This window comes from Kitasatospora griseola (assembly GCF_014648555.1).
Classification (GTDB): domain Bacteria; phylum Actinomycetota; class Actinomycetes; order Streptomycetales; family Streptomycetaceae; genus Kitasatospora; species Kitasatospora griseola.
In genome coordinates this window covers 35,018-51,640 of sequence record NZ_BMRI01000027.1, presented here as the reverse complement: position 1 = coordinate 51,640, position 16,623 = coordinate 35,018, and the positions used below count along the sequence as shown (strand labels likewise).

At 72.5% G+C, this 16,623-nt stretch carries 18 protein-coding genes and 1 pseudogene; 6 read left to right on the top strand and 13 right to left on the bottom strand.

From position 1 onward, the window contains the following. Positions 1-392: 392 nt before the first annotated feature. The 5 genes from IEZ12_RS27155 to IEZ12_RS27135 all read right to left on the bottom strand — a co-directional run bounded on the left by IEZ12_RS27155 (position 393) and on the right by IEZ12_RS27135 (position 3,994). Positions 393-977, bottom strand: a complete 585-nt coding sequence (locus IEZ12_RS27155; RefSeq protein WP_189275564.1) for an AMIN-like domain-containing (lipo)protein — start codon at positions 975-977, stop codon at positions 393-395. 142 nt (positions 978-1,119) lie between these two features. Further along, positions 1,120-1,410, bottom strand: coding sequence for a DUF7701 domain-containing protein (locus IEZ12_RS27150; RefSeq protein WP_189275562.1), 291 nt, complete (start codon positions 1,408-1,410; stop codon positions 1,120-1,122). Further along, positions 1,407-1,913 (bottom strand): RipA family octameric membrane protein, encoded by a 507-nt coding sequence (locus IEZ12_RS27145; protein ID WP_229848106.1) that lies wholly within the window; start codon positions 1,911-1,913, stop codon positions 1,407-1,409. Before IEZ12_RS27145 ends, IEZ12_RS27150 begins: the two co-directional genes overlap by 4 nt. After that, complete coding sequence (locus IEZ12_RS27140) at positions 1,910-2,527, bottom strand: DUF4328 domain-containing protein (RefSeq protein WP_229848104.1); 618 nt, start codon at positions 2,525-2,527, stop codon at positions 1,910-1,912. Before IEZ12_RS27140 ends, IEZ12_RS27145 begins: the two co-directional genes overlap by 4 nt. Positions 2,528-2,662: 135 nt before the next feature. Next, a complete protein-coding gene (locus tag IEZ12_RS27135; protein ID WP_189275558.1) occupies positions 2,663-3,994 on the bottom strand; it encodes a transferase in 1,332 nt (443 codons plus the stop codon). Between the two features lie 427 nt (positions 3,995-4,421). Between IEZ12_RS27135 and IEZ12_RS27130 the strand changes: the two genes are divergently transcribed. Then, complete coding sequence (locus tag IEZ12_RS27130; RefSeq protein WP_189275556.1) at positions 4,422-4,931, top strand: SRPBCC family protein; 510 nt, start codon at positions 4,422-4,424, stop codon at positions 4,929-4,931. A 9-nt stretch (positions 4,932-4,940) separates the two neighbouring features. On the opposite strand, the gene IEZ12_RS27125 is transcribed toward IEZ12_RS27130, so the two are convergent. Beyond that, a complete protein-coding gene (locus tag IEZ12_RS27125) occupies positions 4,941-5,555 on the bottom strand; it encodes a hypothetical protein (RefSeq protein ID WP_189275554.1) in 615 nt (204 codons plus the stop codon). Further along, the gene (locus IEZ12_RS27120; RefSeq protein WP_189275552.1) at positions 5,552-6,076 is read right to left on the bottom strand and encodes a sigma factor-like helix-turn-helix DNA-binding protein; all 525 of its coding nucleotides are present in this window, start codon (positions 6,074-6,076) and stop codon (positions 5,552-5,554) included. Before IEZ12_RS27120 ends, IEZ12_RS27125 begins: the two co-directional genes overlap by 4 nt. A 438-nt stretch (positions 6,077-6,514) precedes the next feature. Between IEZ12_RS27120 and IEZ12_RS39205 the strand changes: the two are divergent. The 3 genes and pseudogenes from IEZ12_RS39205 to IEZ12_RS27110 form a co-directional block, all read left to right on the top strand. Continuing rightward, positions 6,515-6,763, top strand: a pseudogene (locus IEZ12_RS39205) (SAM-dependent methyltransferase); the annotation flags it as partial. Between the two features lie 109 nt (positions 6,764-6,872). Further along, positions 6,873-7,382, top strand: a complete 510-nt coding sequence (locus tag IEZ12_RS39200; protein ID WP_229848102.1) for an SAM-dependent methyltransferase — start codon at positions 6,873-6,875, stop codon at positions 7,380-7,382. Positions 7,383-7,547: 165 nt separating this feature from the next. Further along, positions 7,548-8,063 (top strand): DinB family protein, encoded by a 516-nt coding sequence (locus IEZ12_RS27110; protein WP_189275550.1) that lies wholly within the window; start codon positions 7,548-7,550, stop codon positions 8,061-8,063. 35 nt (positions 8,064-8,098) lie between these two features. Here the strand turns inward: IEZ12_RS27110 and sigJ are convergent, their stop codons facing one another. Further along, positions 8,099-9,010, bottom strand: a complete 912-nt coding sequence (sigJ, locus tag IEZ12_RS27105) for an RNA polymerase sigma factor SigJ (protein ID WP_268250273.1) — start codon at positions 9,008-9,010, stop codon at positions 8,099-8,101. A 150-nt stretch (positions 9,011-9,160) separates the two neighbouring features. Here sigJ and IEZ12_RS27100 point away from each other — a divergent pair, with 150 nt between their 5' ends. Further along, positions 9,161-10,222 (top strand): LUD domain-containing protein, encoded by a 1,062-nt coding sequence (locus tag IEZ12_RS27100; protein ID WP_189275548.1) that lies wholly within the window; start codon positions 9,161-9,163, stop codon positions 10,220-10,222. Positions 10,223-10,236: 14 nt separating this feature from the next. Here IEZ12_RS27100 and IEZ12_RS27095 read toward each other — a convergent pair whose 3' ends face one another. The 3 genes from IEZ12_RS27095 to IEZ12_RS27085 all read right to left on the bottom strand — a co-directional run bounded on the left by IEZ12_RS27095 (position 10,237) and on the right by IEZ12_RS27085 (position 13,574). After that, a complete protein-coding gene (locus tag IEZ12_RS27095; protein ID WP_189275546.1) occupies positions 10,237-10,833 on the bottom strand; it encodes an O-methyltransferase in 597 nt (198 codons plus the stop codon). Positions 10,834-10,870: 37 nt separating this feature from the next. Further along, positions 10,871-11,413: a hypothetical protein gene (locus tag IEZ12_RS27090; protein WP_229848099.1), complete on the bottom strand. Its 543-nt coding sequence runs from the start codon at positions 11,411-11,413 to the stop codon at positions 10,871-10,873. A gap of 472 nt (positions 11,414-11,885) precedes the next feature. After that, positions 11,886-13,574: a WXG100 family type VII secretion target gene (locus tag IEZ12_RS27085; protein WP_444542898.1), complete on the bottom strand. Its 1,689-nt coding sequence runs from the start codon at positions 13,572-13,574 to the stop codon at positions 11,886-11,888. 140 nt (positions 13,575-13,714) lie between these two features. Between IEZ12_RS27085 and IEZ12_RS27080 the strand changes: the two genes are divergently transcribed. Beyond that, complete coding sequence (locus IEZ12_RS27080) at positions 13,715-14,506, top strand: DUF6348 family protein (protein WP_308431087.1); 792 nt, start codon at positions 13,715-13,717, stop codon at positions 14,504-14,506. 74 nt (positions 14,507-14,580) lie between these two features. Here IEZ12_RS27080 and IEZ12_RS27075 read toward each other — a convergent pair whose 3' ends face one another. Both IEZ12_RS27075 and IEZ12_RS27070 read right to left on the bottom strand, forming a co-directional pair. Continuing rightward, a complete protein-coding gene (locus tag IEZ12_RS27075) occupies positions 14,581-15,054 on the bottom strand; it encodes a nucleotide triphosphate diphosphatase NUDT15 (RefSeq protein ID WP_229848097.1) in 474 nt (157 codons plus the stop codon). Next, complete coding sequence (locus IEZ12_RS27070) at positions 15,051-16,550, bottom strand: SDR family NAD(P)-dependent oxidoreductase (protein ID WP_100585170.1); 1,500 nt, start codon at positions 16,548-16,550, stop codon at positions 15,051-15,053. The genes IEZ12_RS27075 and IEZ12_RS27070 overlap by 4 nt, the downstream gene beginning before the upstream one ends. Between the last annotated feature and the right edge of the window lie 73 nt (positions 16,551-16,623).

The window sequence follows — 16,623 nt, the reverse complement described above, 5'->3', positions numbered from 1 at the left end:
GCCCGCTCGAGACTTGTCGAGCAGGCGGCCGATTGCACGTTAGCGAATGCACTTGATTGGGGGTCAAGGGGTTGAGTCGATGCCCGCCCATCGCGTCTGGTGCTGCAAGCGGGTGAAGAGTACCGAATCCCAGTGGGGCCGAGTCCCGCGGCGGCGACCTCGTCGGAGCTCGCCGCCGCCGCGCAACACCCGAGCCTCTCCTCCTGCCGCTTCCCCCGGTCAATGGCGCGACCACCCGCGACGAGATCATCGCCCGTTCCCGGTCCTGGCCGAGCGGTCGGCTCGCGGAGGCCCTGTCCCGTTCCAGGGGTGGGGCCTGCGCGCTTTCGGCCTCCCGAGTGTCGCTCGGCCGGAGCGCTCACAGGATCGCCGGGCTGTGCGGGACCCCCGGGTCAGGCGGTGGTGCTCCAGCTGTGGGCGACGTCGATGACGAGGCGGTTGTCGAGCTGGAAGACCTGGAACGGCAGGCGGGCGCGGACGCCGAGGCCGAACTGGGATTCGCCCTCCAGGCTTCCGGCGAAGCGGGCGTCCACGAAGGTGCGGTGGCCGGTGAGGTCGACGCCCGGGAGGGGGTCGCCCGAGCGGGCCGGGTAGACCTTCTGCCAGGTGGCGGGGTCGTAGGTGCTCGCGCCGACGACGATCTCCAGGACGGCGCCGCCGCTCACCGGGATCGGTGTGCCGGAGCCGGCCTGGTAGACGACGTTGGCGTTCGTGTAGTGCACCTGGTAGGCGAGCGGGTTCTCCGGCGAGGTGCCCGGGACGTCGATCACCAGGCGGTCGAAGCACTCGTGGGCGCCGGTGCGGACGTTCGTCAGCGCCTGCGGCTGGTACGGGACGGTCCGGTCCTGCCGGTCCAGGCTGCCCCACGCGGTCGAGCAGTCAGTGGTGGCCGTGACAGCCGAGGCCGTCGGGACCGTGGTCGCCGCCACCCCCGCGGCGAGCATCACGGCAGCCAGCGCGGTGGTCCACCGTCGCATGTCGTTCCCCCTTCCGTGCCGGCCCCGTTGGCCGACCCGTAGTAGTCCACGCGTCGGCGGCCGGAAAGGTATCGGCCATCAGGGGGCTGCTCCTTCCGCGTTCTTGACCAAGGCGTGGTGAGCCGGGCGCCCGGCACCACCCTCACCGCCCGGTCTTGCGTGCCGCCTCGCGGATCGCCTCCGCGTACGGGGTGTCGAAGGCCTGTGTCTCGGCGGGGAGGTCGTGGAAGGGGACGAGGGCGCGGTGGGTGGGGTTCACCGACTGCATCCAGGCCGACCAGGCGTCGTGGACGTCCTCGTCGGTGACCTGGGTGCCCTTGGCCCGGAGCAGGACCGCGTAGCTGCGGAACAGGTCGTCGGAGTCGGCCGGGGGCCAGGCGCTCGGCGGCAGGCAGGAGCGGATGAGTTCGGCGAGCTGGTCGAGGTAGGTCACTTGAGCATTGTCCCCAGCAGGATGAAGAGATAGACCGCGGCGAAGATCCAGGGCACGAACCGTTCGGAGACGCCCAGTTCCGCGTAGCGCCTGCGTCCGACCGGGGGCGGGTCCTGCTTGAGGTAGTTCCATTCGGCAGTGAAGACCTTGACCGGCAGGCGGTCCTCCAGTTCGTTGATGACCTTGAACTTCGCCGTGTTGAGGTCGCGGTAGCTTTGCAGTTGGAGCCACCAGGCGGTGGAGAGGGTGAGGCCGGCCGCGGTGACGGCGCCGACCGTCCACCACGCGGACTGTGCGAGCCAGGGGGCGCCGAACCCCACTACGGCGACCAGGGTGGTCTGTACGGAGAGGAAGAAGGCGTTGGCCGTGCCGCGGCGGGCGGAGACCCGGTCGGCCATCTCCACCGCGAGCTTGTACAGCTCCAGGACTTCCGGCGAAGGTTTCGGCTCGGGCGATGGCGATGGCGATGGCGATGGCGACGGCGGTGCGGATGCGGTGGTCACTGGTCGTCTCCGACGGTCTGCGGCGCCTGGTTCTGCCACGCGGTGACCTGCCTGACGATGAGGACGACCAGCACGCCGGCCGCCACGGCCAGCACCGCGAACAGGAGAGACACGTTCGCGTTGGCGAGGACGTCGCTTTCACTGGTCCAGTCCTGCTTGGCCAGGCGCCACTGGATCGGCCTGACCAGGCCGAGCAGGACGAAGCATGCCCACCAGGCCTTGACCAGAGCGCCGGGGGCGGATCGCCGGGGCGAGCTGGCCTGCCAGACGTCCGAGACGATCTGGTAGGGGTACCACAGGTTCACCACGGGGGTGATCCATGAGCCGACGATCCAGATCCGGGTGCGGCGCTGCGTATCGCGGCCGCGGAGCGACTCGGCGTTGATGCGGGCCCGCCACAGCCAGACGAGGAACGCCACGCCCGCCGCACTCCAGGGCAGGTACGACAGCAGCGCCGACCCCGACAACGCCGTGAGGGCGTCGGCGTCGGCGGCAACGAGTTCCGCCTCGGTGGCCGTCCCGTCGAGGTAGGCGTGGATGAGCTCGTAGTCCCGCCAGTTGGCCACCAGGACCACCAGCTCCCGCAGGAGCACGATCAGGATCAGCACCGTCACCGCTGCCGCCCACCCGCTCACCGGCCTGCGCCGCGTTCCCTCGGTGGCGCTCGCGGCACCGGTACTGCCTTGCTGTGCGTTGTCCATGGTTCCCCTCTCTTGACGTCAGTTCTTCCGAAGTCACGCCGAGCGGTGCTACCAGAGGCCTGCCAGTTCGAGCAGCCGGTACGGCAGCGCCAGGACTGCGATCGCCACGGAGCCCTTGCCCAGGGTGGCGAGCGGGCTGCTGTCGCTGCGCAGCACGAACATGCGGCCGCGGACGCCCGTCGCTGCGAGTGCGGCCTTCATCGCGCGGACCGTCCGACGGGCCGGCGACGGCTCCCAGAACACTGCCTGGACCGGCGTGAACGTGCGTCGAAGCCTGCCGCGAGGCGGTTCTGTGCCGGGAGCGGGCTCGATCGCCCGCACGTGCGGCGTCCAGTCCGCGCCGAACGTGACGGCGGCCGAGATCCAGGAGGTGTCCGCGGCGATCTCCTCCAGCCGCAGCGGCACGGGTAGCCGGCCGTCCGTGCTGGCGGCCGTGTCGCTGACCCGGCCCGGTGTCAGCAGGACCAGCTTGCCCGCGGGCTGAGTGGCGACGGCCTGCTCGATCTCCCACCGCAGCCCCGCCCCGGTGCCCACTCGCAGCACGATGAGTCGGGACAGGTCCATCAGGTGGAGAATCGTCGGTTGCCAGTCGTCCAGTGGCAGGTAGAACCGGGCCGCGCCGAGCAGGGGCAGGGGCTCGCCCGGTCGGCCCACCGCGATCACGGGGCCGAACGAGGCCAGCGCGGCGGCGAGTTGTTCCTCCCGGGAGTGGAGGTTGAGCGCCACCCAGTCGTCGATCCTGGCGGCGGTGCCGTCGTCGGCGAAGCTGCGCAGGTAGAGCACGGGCCGACGGCCGTCGGCCTGCAGTGCGCGGGCGGCGGGCCGCGCCGAGCGGGGCCGGGTGCGTCGCAGAATCAGGAAGCCTGCGCCGAGGGCGGCCAGTCCCGCGGGCAGCAGGACGAGTTGGACGGCCACCGGATTCTGGAAGCCCGACCGCTGGGCCGTGTTGACGGCGAAGTAGCCGGCGGTGAACAGGCAGTACCCGATGCTGCTCGCCGTCAGGAACAACGGTCGGCGCCACCACGGCTGCGGTTCGGCGAATCGGCTGACGGTGCGGGCGGCTTCCGCCGCAGCCGCCAGACGTTGCCGACGCAACATCAGCGCCGGTGCGGTGAGGACCACAGCCGCGACCGCGAGCCACAGCGCCGCCTGTGCTTCCGCGTCCACGGCCCGACGGAGTGCCGACCGGTCCCGTTCGACGTCCGCCTGCAGCGTGCCGGTGCGGGCCAGGGCACCCGGTCCGTCGTTCCGGCGTACGAGGTCGACGGTGGTGGAGACCGTGCTCCGGGCGCGGCCGGGCGGGGCGTTCTCCTCGAACCACTGTGCGGCCGCCACGAGTTCGGCCCGGACGGCCGTGTCGCCACTCGCGAATCGGTCCACCCGGGCGGCGAAGGCCGCGGCGCGGACCTGGGCATCACGAAAGCGGTCACCGGTCTGAATGTCCTGAGCTGCGGTGATCGCGAGGTGCAGTGTGAGGTAGCCGGCAGTCAGGGCGATCGCAGTGATCAGGCGGGCAACCGTTCGCCATCCGGAAAGCATTCCGCACCCCCTGCGCCGGAGTGTCCCCCGCTCCGGCACAGTTCGATGGTGGCACACGCTCGGACGGGACCAGGCCGCTTTCCCGAACTCGGCGCCGGGTCGACGACGGGGCGTGACTGCGCTGCCGGTCGAGGCCCGGGTAGCGGGAGTGCGGTGCCGGGCCTGATCGTGCCCCACGTTCGGGTGGGCTGTAGGTACATGACACCCTGGCGGGAGCAGGGCCCCGGCCGTGGGCCGGGTGGATCGGGATCAACAGGAACGAGGCAACGTGCGACTCTCCCAGGAATTCGGCGTGGTGGTCGAGGCGACGATTCCCGCGCCGCCGGAGCGGGTGTGGGAGCTGGTGGCGGACATCTCGACCTCGCCGCGGTTCAGTCCGGAGCTCCAGCGCACCGAGTGGTTGGAGGGTGCGGAGGGGCCCGCGGTGGGGGCGTGCTTCGCCGGGCACAACGCGAGGCCGGACGGGCATCGGTGGCAGACCGTCAATCGGATCACCGAGCTCAGCCCGAGTCGACGCTTCGCCTGGTCGGTGCTGCCGGACACCGCCACCGCGCAGGGTGACGCTTTCGCCCACTGGTTCTACGAGTTGACCCCCGAGGGCGCCGGGACCAGGGTGCGCCACGGCATGGGGATGGGCAACCTGCCCACCCCGCTGCACGCCTTCGTCGCGGCCAACCCGGAGCGGGAGGAGGCGATCGTCGAGGCCCGCCTCGTCAGTCTCCGCGAGGGGATCGGGGCGGTCCTGGAGGGCATCGCCGCCGAGGCCGCCCGGGCCTGAACCGGCCGGTCAGCGGGGGGTGTCCTCGGTGGCCGCGCGGAGGTGGTGGACGACGTCGGGGCTCCAGTGCGGGATTTCGGGCCAGTCGCCGTTGTCGTCCTCCACGGGGAGGGACTTGAGGACGGCGGCCAGGCGCGGGGGGAGCCGCGGGGACATGCCCTGCTTGCAGAGGGCGAGTATTTCGGCGCGGACGCTGCGCGGCACCAGGGGGCGGTCGGGGGAGGACAACTGCCAGGCGGGCTGGGGGAGTTGGGCCAGAGACTCGGCCTGGAGGCGCCAGAAGTTGGCGTCCTTGGGCTCGCCGCGGGACTGGTGCAGGAACCACAGGCAGGAGGCGGCGAGGTGGCTGCCGCCGCCGGCGGCGAACTCCCACCAGAAACGGGCGCCCTCCTCGTAGTCGGCGAGGTTGAGCAGGACGCCCAGGACCAGGGCGCCGTCGGGGCGTTCGACCTCGCTGTCGACGAGTTTGGCGAGGGAGCTGGCCGCCGCCGGGTTGGCGAGGATCAGCGAGCACAGCATGGCCAGTTCGTGGCGGGCCTGACGGTGCGCCAGGCGCAGCGGGGCCGGGGCCGCGCCCCGGCCGCGTTCCAGGGCGGCTCTGGTGGCGGCGGATCTTCCGCTCACGCGTTCCTCCGGGCGAGCTTCTCCTTGAGGCGGCTCTCGGCGTGGCGGGCGTGGGAGCGCACCGTCACGACCGTCGAGTCCAGGTACTCCGCGACCGTTTCGTCCCGGAGGTCCAGAGCGTAGCGGAGGATGATCACGTCCTGCTGGCGTTCGGGCAGGGAGAGGATCGCCTCGTAGGTGCCGAGCACGTCCGAGGCGAACCCCATGTGCATGCGGTGCATGGCCGTTCGGATCGCCACCCGCCACTGGTCCTGGGGGCCGTGCTGGTCGCCGTCGGCCGTCGCCGCGAGGCCCGCCCTGGAGATCTCCTCCTTCAGCACCCGCCAGGCCGAGGCGGCCGGGGCGGGTTCGCGCAGCAGCATCTGCCAGTCGCCCCACAGCCAGTCGCGGACCGCGTCGACCACGGCGTGGGCCTGCTCGTCGGACAGTCGGCAGGCGCGTGCCGCAGCGAGCCACGCCTGCTCGTGGGTCTCGCAGAACGCGTCGAACGTCAGCTGATCTCGCCGCTGCGGTGCCGCCAATCCGAACTCCGGGTCCACTGCCACCCCTCCCAGCGGGAGCGCCTCCCGCATCGATCGGATCGCGGCCCGCGACTCCTTCGCGCCAGACGCCGATGCCCTGACGAGGGGATTGTGCCCCCCTCACACCACCATTTCAGCGTATCGGGATCCCTGTGGTGAAAGCGGAACTCTGTGAACATCCGTGGCACAGAAGCGAAAGTCGGACGGCCAGTTGAGGCTCCGTCAGCAGCCGAACCCGGTCGGCGAGTCGCGCGGGGGTTGGTCGGGGCGGGCGTGGGCATGGAGTCCGCAGGGCGCGACCAGGTCGGTTGCCCGGGCCGGTTCACGGGCGTGATCATAGGGGAATGATCGTATGACTTCCGCCTGAGGGGGCGTGCCGCGGCATACCCCCTCGGGGCGGAGCAGACGGAGAACGCTCAGCGACCAGGGGGACGCGCGATGGCTGACGAGACCGCCCAGCAGACGCCGCAGATCGGCATCAACCTCAACATCCACCAGGCCCATTCGGCCCGGATGTACGACTACTACCTGGGCGGCGTGACCAACTTCCCCGCAGACCGGGAGGCCGCCGGTCGCGCGCTCGACGCCTTCCCCAACGCCCGGCTCGCCGCGCACGCCAACCGCGCCTTCATGCGCCGCGCCACCAGGACCATGGCCGAGCTCGGCATCGACCAGTTCCTCGACATCGGCACCGGCATCCCCACCTCGCCGAACCTGCACGAGGTCGCCCAGGTTCGGCATCCCCACCTCGCCGAACCTGCACGAGGTCGCCCAGGGCGTCAACGCCGCGGCCCGGGTGGTCTACGCGGACAACGACCCGATCGTCCTCACCCACGCCGAGGCCCTGCTGGAGGGCACCGCCCAGGGCCGCACCGACTACGTCCAGGGCGACATCCGGGACGCCCGGACCATCCTCGACGCGGCCTCGCGGACGCTGGACCTGGACCGGCCCGTCGCGCTCAGCATGGTCGCCGTGCTGCACTTCGTCGCCGACCGGCCCGAGCAGAGCGCCCTCGACGTGGTCGAGGCGTTCACCTCGCGCCTCGCGCCGGGCAGTTACCTCGTCATCACCCACTTCACGGCCGACTTCGACCCCGAGGCCACCGCCCGGATGGAGAACGTCTACCGCAGCTCCGGCACTGACCTGCAGGCCCGCAGCCAGGAGGAGGTCACCACGCTCTTCCAGGGCTGGCGCCTGCTCGACCCCGGTGTCGTCGCCAGCCCCCGGTGGAACCCCGGCGGCGACGACACGGCCGTCACCGACGCGCAGGCGGGCTGCTACGGCGGGGTCGCCCAGCTGGTGTGACGCCGCGAGCAGTCAACGCCGGTGCGGGACGGGCCTGTCGGGCGGGGTGAGTCCGCTCGGCAGGCCCGACCGGCACCGTCCTGTGCGCACGGGAGCTGCGCCGCTCCCGCCGGGCGGGCCGAAAACTCGTCGACGGATCGTCGGGCCTGCGGCAGACTGCGCGCGATGACTGAGCGAACCGACACGCCTCCCACCTGGGACGAGCGCACCCAGCTGACCACCTTCCTCGACTACGCCCGGGCCACCGCACGCGCCAAGTGCGAGGGGATCTCCGCCGAGGACGCCCGGCGGTCGCCACTGCCCGACTCGCCGCTGATGACGGTGTGCGGGCTGATCAGCCACCTGCGGTGGAACGAGCATTGGTGGCTGGAGGCGGTGTTCCTCGGGGAGGAGCTGGTCGGGCCGCTGGCCGCGGCCACCGAGGAGGACCCGGACCCGGAGATGCGCACGGCGGTCGACGTCCCGCTGGCGCAGCTGCTCGCGGAGTACGAGGAACAGAGCGTCCGCTTCCGGAAGTTGGTCGCCGAGCACGACCTGGACGCGAAGGCCGTGCGGTCGTCCCGCGGCGGGCTGCACATGGACCTGCGGTGGATCCTGCTGCACCTGATCGAGGAGACCTCCCGGCACAACGGGCACCTCGACATCGTGCGCGAACTGCTGGACGGGAATACCGGACAGTAGCCGGCCCCCGTGCGGGTACGGGGGCCGGCGGGGCGTCAGGCGTCGGCACTCGTCCAGGGGCGGAGCTTCTCCGGGTTGCGCACGCCCCAGATGTGGGTGATCCGGTCGTCGACGATCCGGAACGCGAAGACCGTGACGGTGACGCCGCCCTGCTGGGCGATCAGGCCCGGCTGGCCGTTGACGGTGCGCTCCAGGAAGGTCGTCTCCGGCCCGAAGCGGGCGACGTCGAGATAGGCGCGGACGATGTTCTCCCGGCCGGTCAGCGGCTCCAGCAGGGCGCCGACCAGGCCGCCGCCGTCGGCGATCACCGTGGCGTCGGGGTCCAGCAGGTCCATCAGCGACCGGACGTCCTTCGCCTCCCAGGCCCGCTTGAAGTCCCGCACGACGCCCGCCTGGGCGCTCGACGGCGTGGCGGGCGCCGGCGAGGCGCGGATCCGGCGGCGCGCCGAGGTCGCCAACTGGCGGCAGGCCGCCGCAGACCGGCCCAGGACCTCCGCCACCTCGGCGAACGGGTACTGGAAGATGTCGTGCAGCACGAACGCGACCCGCTCCGCCGGCGTCATCGACTCCAGCACCACCAGGAACGCCATGTGCACCGACTCGTCCAGGGTGATCCGGTCCGCGGGGTCGGCCGCCGCCCCGGCGGCCCCCTCCCGGTGCGCGGGCAGCGGCTCGGGGATCCACTCGCCCACGTAGCGCTCCCGGCGCACCCGCGCGGAGCCCAGCAGGTTGAGGCAGATCCGCCCGGCCACCGTGGTCAACCACCCGCCGGGCGACTCGATCGCGGCCCGCTGCTGCTCGGACTGCGCGTACCAGCGGGCGTACGTCTCCTGCACGACGTCCTCGGCATCGGCCAGCGAACCGAGCAGCCGGTACGCCAGGTTGGTCAGCCGGCGGCGCTCGCCCATGATCGCGTCGTCCAGGTCGTCCTCGTGAGTCTCGTTCACGCTGCCTCGCACTCCTCGTCGGTCGGCGCCCGGTCCCGGGCTCCCGATCGGTACGACGGAGCAGCGGGTCGGAATGTGACGTCGCGCCGCCGCCTCACATTCCGTGCGGCCGCCTTGTCGTACTGGTCAGGAAGACGAACGGAGAATCCGATGACCACCTTTCAGGCGACCGCCGACCGCGTCGAGATCCAGGCGCTGCAGGCCGAGTTCACCGACGCGGCGATGATGCGGGACCGGGCCCGGCTCGCCGCGCTGTTCACCGCGGACGGCGTGCTGCGGATGCCCAACATCCCGATCGAGCTGACCGGCCCCGAGCAGATCCGGCTCGGCGGCGAGAAGCTCCAGGAGCAGTGGGAGTTCTTCGTGCAGAACACCCACCCCGGCGCGATCGTGATCGACGGCGACACCGCCACCGGCCGCGCCCACATGCACGAGATCGCCCGGCTGCGAAACGGCATCCAGGGTCTCAACTACGCGATCTACCACGACCGTTACCGGCGCACCCCGGACGGCTGGCGGTTCACCGAGCGGGTCTACGAGCTCCGCTACCTGGACACCAGCCCGCTCGCCGGGTCCGCGCCCGACCAGGCCGCGGCGCCGACCGCCCAGTACACCGAGCCGGTCTCCGCGGAGCGCCTGGAGCGGACGGCCGACGCGCTCGCCGCCCGCGGCTTCGGCGTGGAGATCCTGGCGGACGCCGAAGCCGCCCGCGCCCGGGTCCGGGAACTCGTCGCGGAGAAGGCCAGTGTCTACACCACGGCCAGCGAGACGCTGCGGCTGTCCGGCATCGACGACGACCTCAACGGCGACCGCCACCCCCGGTCCGTCAAGCCCCGGGTGCTGACCATGGACCGGGAGAGCGAGGCCGACGAGATCCGGCACCTGCTCGCCACCCCCGACGTGGTGATCGGCAGCGTCGCCGCGCTCACCGAGACCGGCTCCCTGGTGGTCGCCTCCGGCAGCGGCAGCCAACTGCCCGCGTACACCGGGGGCGCCGCCCGTGCGATCTGGATCGTCGGCGCACAGAAGATCGTCCCCGACCTGCCCGCCGCGCTGCACCGCCTGGAGGAGCACGTCCTCCCGCTGGAGAGCGCCCGCACCGAGGCCGCCTACGGCATGCCCAGCGCCGTCAACCAGCTGGTGGTGTTCAACGCGCCGACCCGGTTCACCCAGGGCATCGTGCTGCTGCTCCGGGAGGCCGTCGGGTACTGAGTCCTGACGGCCGCTCAGGGGCGGCGGGTGGCCAGCAGGGTGGCGAGGTCCGGGGCGAGCCGGACCTCGGTGGTGAGCAGCGATGGATGGTCGTACCAGGCGGTGCGGCCGGTGTCCGGACGGCCCTGGTGGGTCGGCGGCCAGGCGGTGAGGGGCGTCAGGTCGTCGACCACCAGGGTGCCGGCCGCGGTCAGCAGCAGGTCCGGGTCGGCGGGCGGGGACTGCTTGCCGTTGCCGCCGCCGTCCAGCACCAGCAGGTCGAACGGGCCGTGCGCGGCGATCGCCGTCCAGTCGCCGTGCACGATCTCCAGGTCGGGGACGTCGGCGAACAACTCCCGGACGGCCGCGACCCGTTCGGCCTCCCGCTCGACACTCACCACCCGCACCCCCGGCCGCCGCCCGGCCAGCAGCCAGCCCAGGCCGACACCGCAACCGGTGCCCGTCTCACCGATCCGGTCCGCCGCGCCGGCCGCCAGCGCCTGGAGCAGCCGGCCGTGCTCCGGGCGACAGGACTGGGCGAAGCCGAGACGCTCGGCCAACTCGACGGCGCGGACGACCGGTTCGGGCAGCGCGGCGCGGTCGGCGTAGGAGGCGGTTCCGGAGATCGACACGACGGTCAGCGTATTCCTGTTCGGCGGTGACGGGGAGTCAGACGGAGCGGCGGAGCAGGATGCCGCGGCTGCCCGGGGCCGGGCGGCAGGCGGCGGTGGCGCGCGGGGCCGCGAGATCGATCTCCTCGACCAGGAGCCAGCCCTGCTGGGCGGACAGCCAGGGCCGCAGGCGCCCGTCGAGGGCGGACGGGGCGAGCGCGACGAACAGCAGGTCGGTGCGCAGAGCGTGCAGCAGCTCCAGGTCCTGGCCGGCCTGCAGGGCCTCGATCAGCAGCACCGCCCCGAAGCGCCGGCGTACCGGCGGCGGGGCGGCCAGGTCGGCCGCGCTCAGCCGCAGGCGGGTGCGGCGGCCGAACGCCGAGAGCAGGCGCTGACGCAACGCCGGATCGGGCTCGGCGGCGTGCACGGTGTAGCCGGCCTTGAGCAGCCGACCGGTCAACGCGCCGTCGCGCGCGCCGAGTTCGGCCAGCGAGCCACTGCCGGGCGGACGGTGCCGGGCGACCCAGGCGGCCGTCGCATCGAGCCGGTCGGCCTCGTAGCGGGCGCCGTCGGTGTCAGGCACCGCCAGAGTGTCGGTCACGGACATGTCCCGTCGCAGGTTCGAGGGTGCGGGCCGAAATCGACCCTAGCCACCGCCTTCGTTCGTGGTCCATACCACCAAGGGGGAAAGTTTACCGTTCACGGTCAATTCAAGGGAAGTGGCACGGAGGAAACAGGAGGGTGGGGCTGGGGGAACTGTTGGGGCGGGTGGGGGAGATGGGACAGGAGGGTGGGAAGTGGATGGCGGGGGGTGATGGGGCGCCGGGGGCGCCAATTGCGTGGAGGGGGCGGGAAGTGGCACGGAGGAAACAGAGGGGTGGGGCTGGAGGAACTGTTGGGGCGGGTGGGGGAGATGGGGCAGGGGGGCGGGAAGCGGCGCGGAGGAATGGGGAACTGTTGGGGCTGCTGAGGTTTGCTAGTTGGCGACCGACGTGCCGTCAAAAACAGTGCCGGGCAACGCCAAGGGCCCCGGCCGGGCGGGTGCCCGGGCGCGGGGCCCTTGGGGTGGTGGGTCAGGCGGGGTCGGAGAACTCGGTGAAGTCCGGGAGGTCGGTGAGGTCCGCGTCGAAGTCGTCGTCGTAGCGGTCGTCGCGCTCGGCGCGCTCCTCCCCGGGCTCGCGACGGACCGGGGCGACCCGGCCGAGCTGCAGGGCGGAGTGCGCGGCCGACGCGCTCGCGTCGGAGATCACGCCGTCGGCGGGGTTCTCGCCGTTCTCACTGCCGTTGCCGTTCGCACCGCCGTTGCCGCCCTGGCCGCCGCCGCCGCGGCGCTGCGCGCCGCGGATGCCGCTGCCGCCGACCGGGCCGTAGCTGCCGCCGCCGGCCATGTGCATTCCGCCCATCATGCCGCCGGCCATCGGGGGACGGCCGGCCAGGCCTGCGGTGCTGGTGCCGGTACCGCCGCCGGAGCCCGAGCCGGAACCGACGCCCGACACGCCCTCGTGGTGGTCGCCCTCCAGGCTGGTGCCCAGGCGCATGGCGCCGGTCTTGGAGCCGCTGCCGCCGGGCGGGGAGAGCCGGGTGGCGAAGCCTCCGGCCGCTCCGGCTCCGCCGACGCCGGGCGAGTCCGCCCCACCGCCGCCACCGCCACCGCCGCCACCGGAGTGGCCGCCGAGCGCGGCGCCGATGCCCTTGAGGTTCGGCTCCTTCAGGCCCAGCGTGTTGACCCCGCTGCCGCTGCCGCCGCGCGAGGACGAGCCGCCGACCGGGCCGAGCTTGGGCGACAGTGCGGCGAACGACGCGGCCAGCCCGGCGTCCGAGGAGCCGCCGCCCCCGCCGATCCGGGGCGTGCCGGCCGAGTTGAGGCCGGTGCCGGGCGACAGGTCCGGGCTGAGCGGGTTCGCCACCATGGAGGCGATGCTGTTCAGCGACGTCCGGTTGCTGGCCTCGTTCTCGCTGAGGTTGCCGGCCAGCTTGTCCATCTTGCCGGCGGTGTCCCGGAACGAGCCCAGGATGCGCTTGAGCACGTCCTCGGCGATGGTCTGCAGGATCTTCTGGGCGACCTGGATCACCAGCTTGCCGAACGGGTCGCCGGACTCGCCCATCTTCAGGCCCGACACGATCCGCTTGAAGTCCATGCCGTGCGACTCGATGTCGTCCGCGCCGCGGCGCAGGTCGGCCGCGCAGGAGGCGACCTGGGCGAGATCGACGTTGAAGCCCTGGCCGTTGGAGTTGTTGGCCGGGGTCGGCACGATGTGCTGCGCCGCCTTGACGATCATGTCCTCGATCGGCTGGAGCAGCGCGTGGCCGAGCCGACTGACCGCCTCGGACAGCAGCCGGTTCATCAGCTCGCGGCCGAGCCGGAGCACCGCCGCGGTGCTCCACGGGCCGGTCGACGAGGCCGCCGCCAGGCTCGCCTGGATGGAGAAGAGCTGGACGATCGACTGGGTCTTCGCCACCTCGATCACCACTGCTGCGGCGCGCAGCACCTTGGCGATCGTCTGGCACGCCTCGACGATCACCTTGGAGTACTTGGTGATGGTGCTCCACAGCTCGGACAGTCGGTCCGCCGAGGAGCCCTTGTAGACCTCGTGAAGCATCGTCAGTGCCCGGTCGGCCGCCATCTGGGCGGAGTCCAGAGCACTCGCGAACTTCTCCAGCTGGCTGGCCAGTTGGTTCAGTTCGTCTTCATTGGCACCGGGGAACCGTACGCCGAGCAGGCCTATGACCCCGTTGAGTCCCGATGGTAGTTGCACCGCCATTTGCCCGCCCCCAGCTGCTGCCCGCGGTAAGTCCCTGATAGCGCATTGCGACGATACACATACCGCACGCCGCCGACCACCTGCCAAACCCGAGTGTTATCCGCATTGTCGGCAAACCGGGACCTGGCTACGGTGTGCGCATGGCATGGGGATCATGGCGGCGCGGCCGGTCCGGGACCGGTCCGGCCGCCGCCGGGAGAAGCGCCGAACGGCCGTCCGCGCAGGTCGTGTTGGGTGCGGTGGCAGACGAACTGTCGGCACTGCACGGCGAGCCGTGGCGGGTCGAGGGGGAGGGCGGGGTCGAGGTCCGGGGGCCGGGAGGCATGGCGGTCCGGCTCGCAGAATCGGACGATCCGCATCCGCACCATTTGGACTTGGTGTTCCTCGCGGACCGTGACCGTCCGGAGACGGCCGTCCGGGACTGCGTGACCGGCATCGGCGACGGCGACCGGGACCCGGTGCGCCGCGGCATCGAGGTGTGGGCGGCCACCACCGGCGCCTCGCTGATCGAACTCGTCGCCCACAACGGCCGGTTCGCCGGCCACCTCGACCCGCGCGACCCGGACGGCATGCCCGGCTGGCACGCCATCCACGGTGGCGTGGTCGGCTGGGGCACCGGCGCCCGCTACCACGCCGTCCAGGACTGGCTGGTGCGCAACCCGCTGCCGCCGGCCCTCGCCCCCGCGCTGGGCGGCGACCTCGGCCGGGACCAACTCGTCGGCATCAAGGTGCTGTTCGGCGGCGGGGACGGCGAGCAGACCGCCGAAGTCCGGGTGAACGGCGCACCGCACGCCGCCGCGTCCGCGGCGCTCGCCGGGCTGGACTGGCCGCGGGTGACCGGCGGCCGGGCCTGGGCCCGGACCTTCATCCTGCTGGTGCGGCGGGAGGGCACGGGCCGCGGCGCCCCGCTGCGGGCCGCCAGGCGGGCCTGACGGCGCCCGCCGGACAAGACGACACCCCACCCGCCAGAGCGGCGTGACGGCCCGTCAGGCGGCCGTGGCGGCCATCAGGCGGGGTAGCACCAGGTGCCGCCCGGGGCGCGGTACTCGGGCAGCCAGGCGGCCAGCACCTGGGCGGACGGGTAGAACATCGGCTCGGGCAGCGCGTCCACCGGGACGCGCTCCCAGCCGGCGCACGCGTGCGGCTCGGTGACCAGCGCCTCGGCCAGGCTCGGCGGGGCCAGCACCGCCGCCGTCACCCTGGTCCGGCCCAGCTCGTGGTCGAGCAGCACCGCCAGCACCCGCATCTGCCCGGCGGGCAGCACGATGCCGGTCTCCTCGGCCAACTCGCGGGCCGCGGCCTGCTCGAACGACTCGCCGGGGTGGTCGACCTTGCCGCCCGGCAGGCTCCAGGTCGGCGGCTCGCCGGCCGTGGTGCGCCGTCCGATCAGCACCCGGCCGTCCCCGGTCGGCACGATCACGCCCGCGCCGACCAGCGGCGCCAGGGAGTGCGGACCGACCGGGAGTTGAGCGTCCGTCACCACTTGCCCTTCTGGTAGTCCTTCAGGAAGCAACCGTACAGGTCCTCGCCCAGCTCGCCGCGGACGATCGGGTCGTACACCCGGGCCGCGCCGTCCACCAGGTCGAGCGGGGCGTGGAAGCCCTCCTCGTGCAGGCGCATCTTGTCCGGGTGCGGGCGCTCGTCGGTGATCCAGCCGGTGTCGACGGCGGTCATCAGGATGCCGTCGGTCTCGAACATCTCCTGCGCGCTGGTGCGGGTCAGCATGTTCAGCGCGGCCTTCGCCATGTTGGTGTGCGGGTGGCCGGCGCCCTTGTAGCCGCGGTCGAACACGCCCTCCATCGCGGACACGTTCACCACGTACTTGCGGCGCGCCGGGGACGCGGCCAGCGCCGGGCGCAGCTGGCTGATCAGGATGAACGGGGCGGTGGAGTTGCAGAGCTGCACCTCCAGCAGCTCGATCGGGCCGACCTCGGAGACGGTCTGCACCCAGCTGTTGGTGTCCGCCAGGTCCGGCACCAGGCCGCCGGCGTCGATCGCGGTGCCCGCGGCGATCCGCTCCGGCGAGGCCGAGCCCGTCACCAGCGCCAGCGCGGTGACCTCCTCGGCGCTCACCACGGGCTGCTCGTTGCGGCTCTGCCCGGGCAGCGCCGGCACGTCCACCGCGCCGGAGCCGAACCGGCCGATCACCGTGGAGGCGGGCAGCGCCCCGGCGGGCAGCGGCGCCGACTCGGCGGCGAGCAGCTCCCGGTAGGCGGCGGGGGAGCGGCGCACGGTCTGCGCGGCGTTGTTGATCAGGATGTCCAGCGGGCCGTCCGCGGCGACCTCGTCGGCCAGCGCCATCACCTGCGCCGGGTCGCGCAGGTCGATGCCGACCACCTTCAGGCGGTGGATCCAGTCGGCGCTGTCCGGCATCGCCGAGAAGCGGCGGATCGCGTCGTTCGGGAAGCGGGTGGTGATGGTGGTGTGCGCGCCGTCGCGCAGCAGGCACAGCGCGATGTACATGCCGATCTTGGCGCGGCCGCCGGTGAGCAGTGCGCGCTTGCCGGTCAGGTCGGCGCGGGCGGTCCGCCGCTGCCGGCTGAGCGCGGCGCAGTTGCGGCACAGCTGGTGGTAGAACGCGTCCACCTCGGTGTACCGCTGCTTGCACATGTAGCAGGAGCGGGCCCGCTCCAGGATCCCCGCCAGCTCGGTGGTGGTCTCGGTGGTCAGACCGAACGCACCCGCCGTCTCGTCGTCGATCCGGCCCGGCGCGCCGGTCGCGGTCCTGGACGTCACCGCGCGGTCGTTGGCGGTCTTGCGGGCCCGGGTCTCCTGGCGGCGGCGCTGCTTGAGCGTGCGGAAGATCCCGCCGACGGCCATCCGGATCCGGATCGCGTCCGGGTGGTCCACGTGGATCTCGTCCAGCTCGGCGATCACGCTCAGGCACAGCTCAAGGCGCTCGGGGTCGATGCCCTTGCCGTAGTCGATGTCGTCCTCGACCGGTTCGGTGGCCGGCTGGGTCTGCGCGTTCGTCACTGCGGATGCTTCCTCTATCTCCCCATGGATACCGGCGAACTCTACGTGAGCGGGCCGGGCCGGGGCGAAGCCT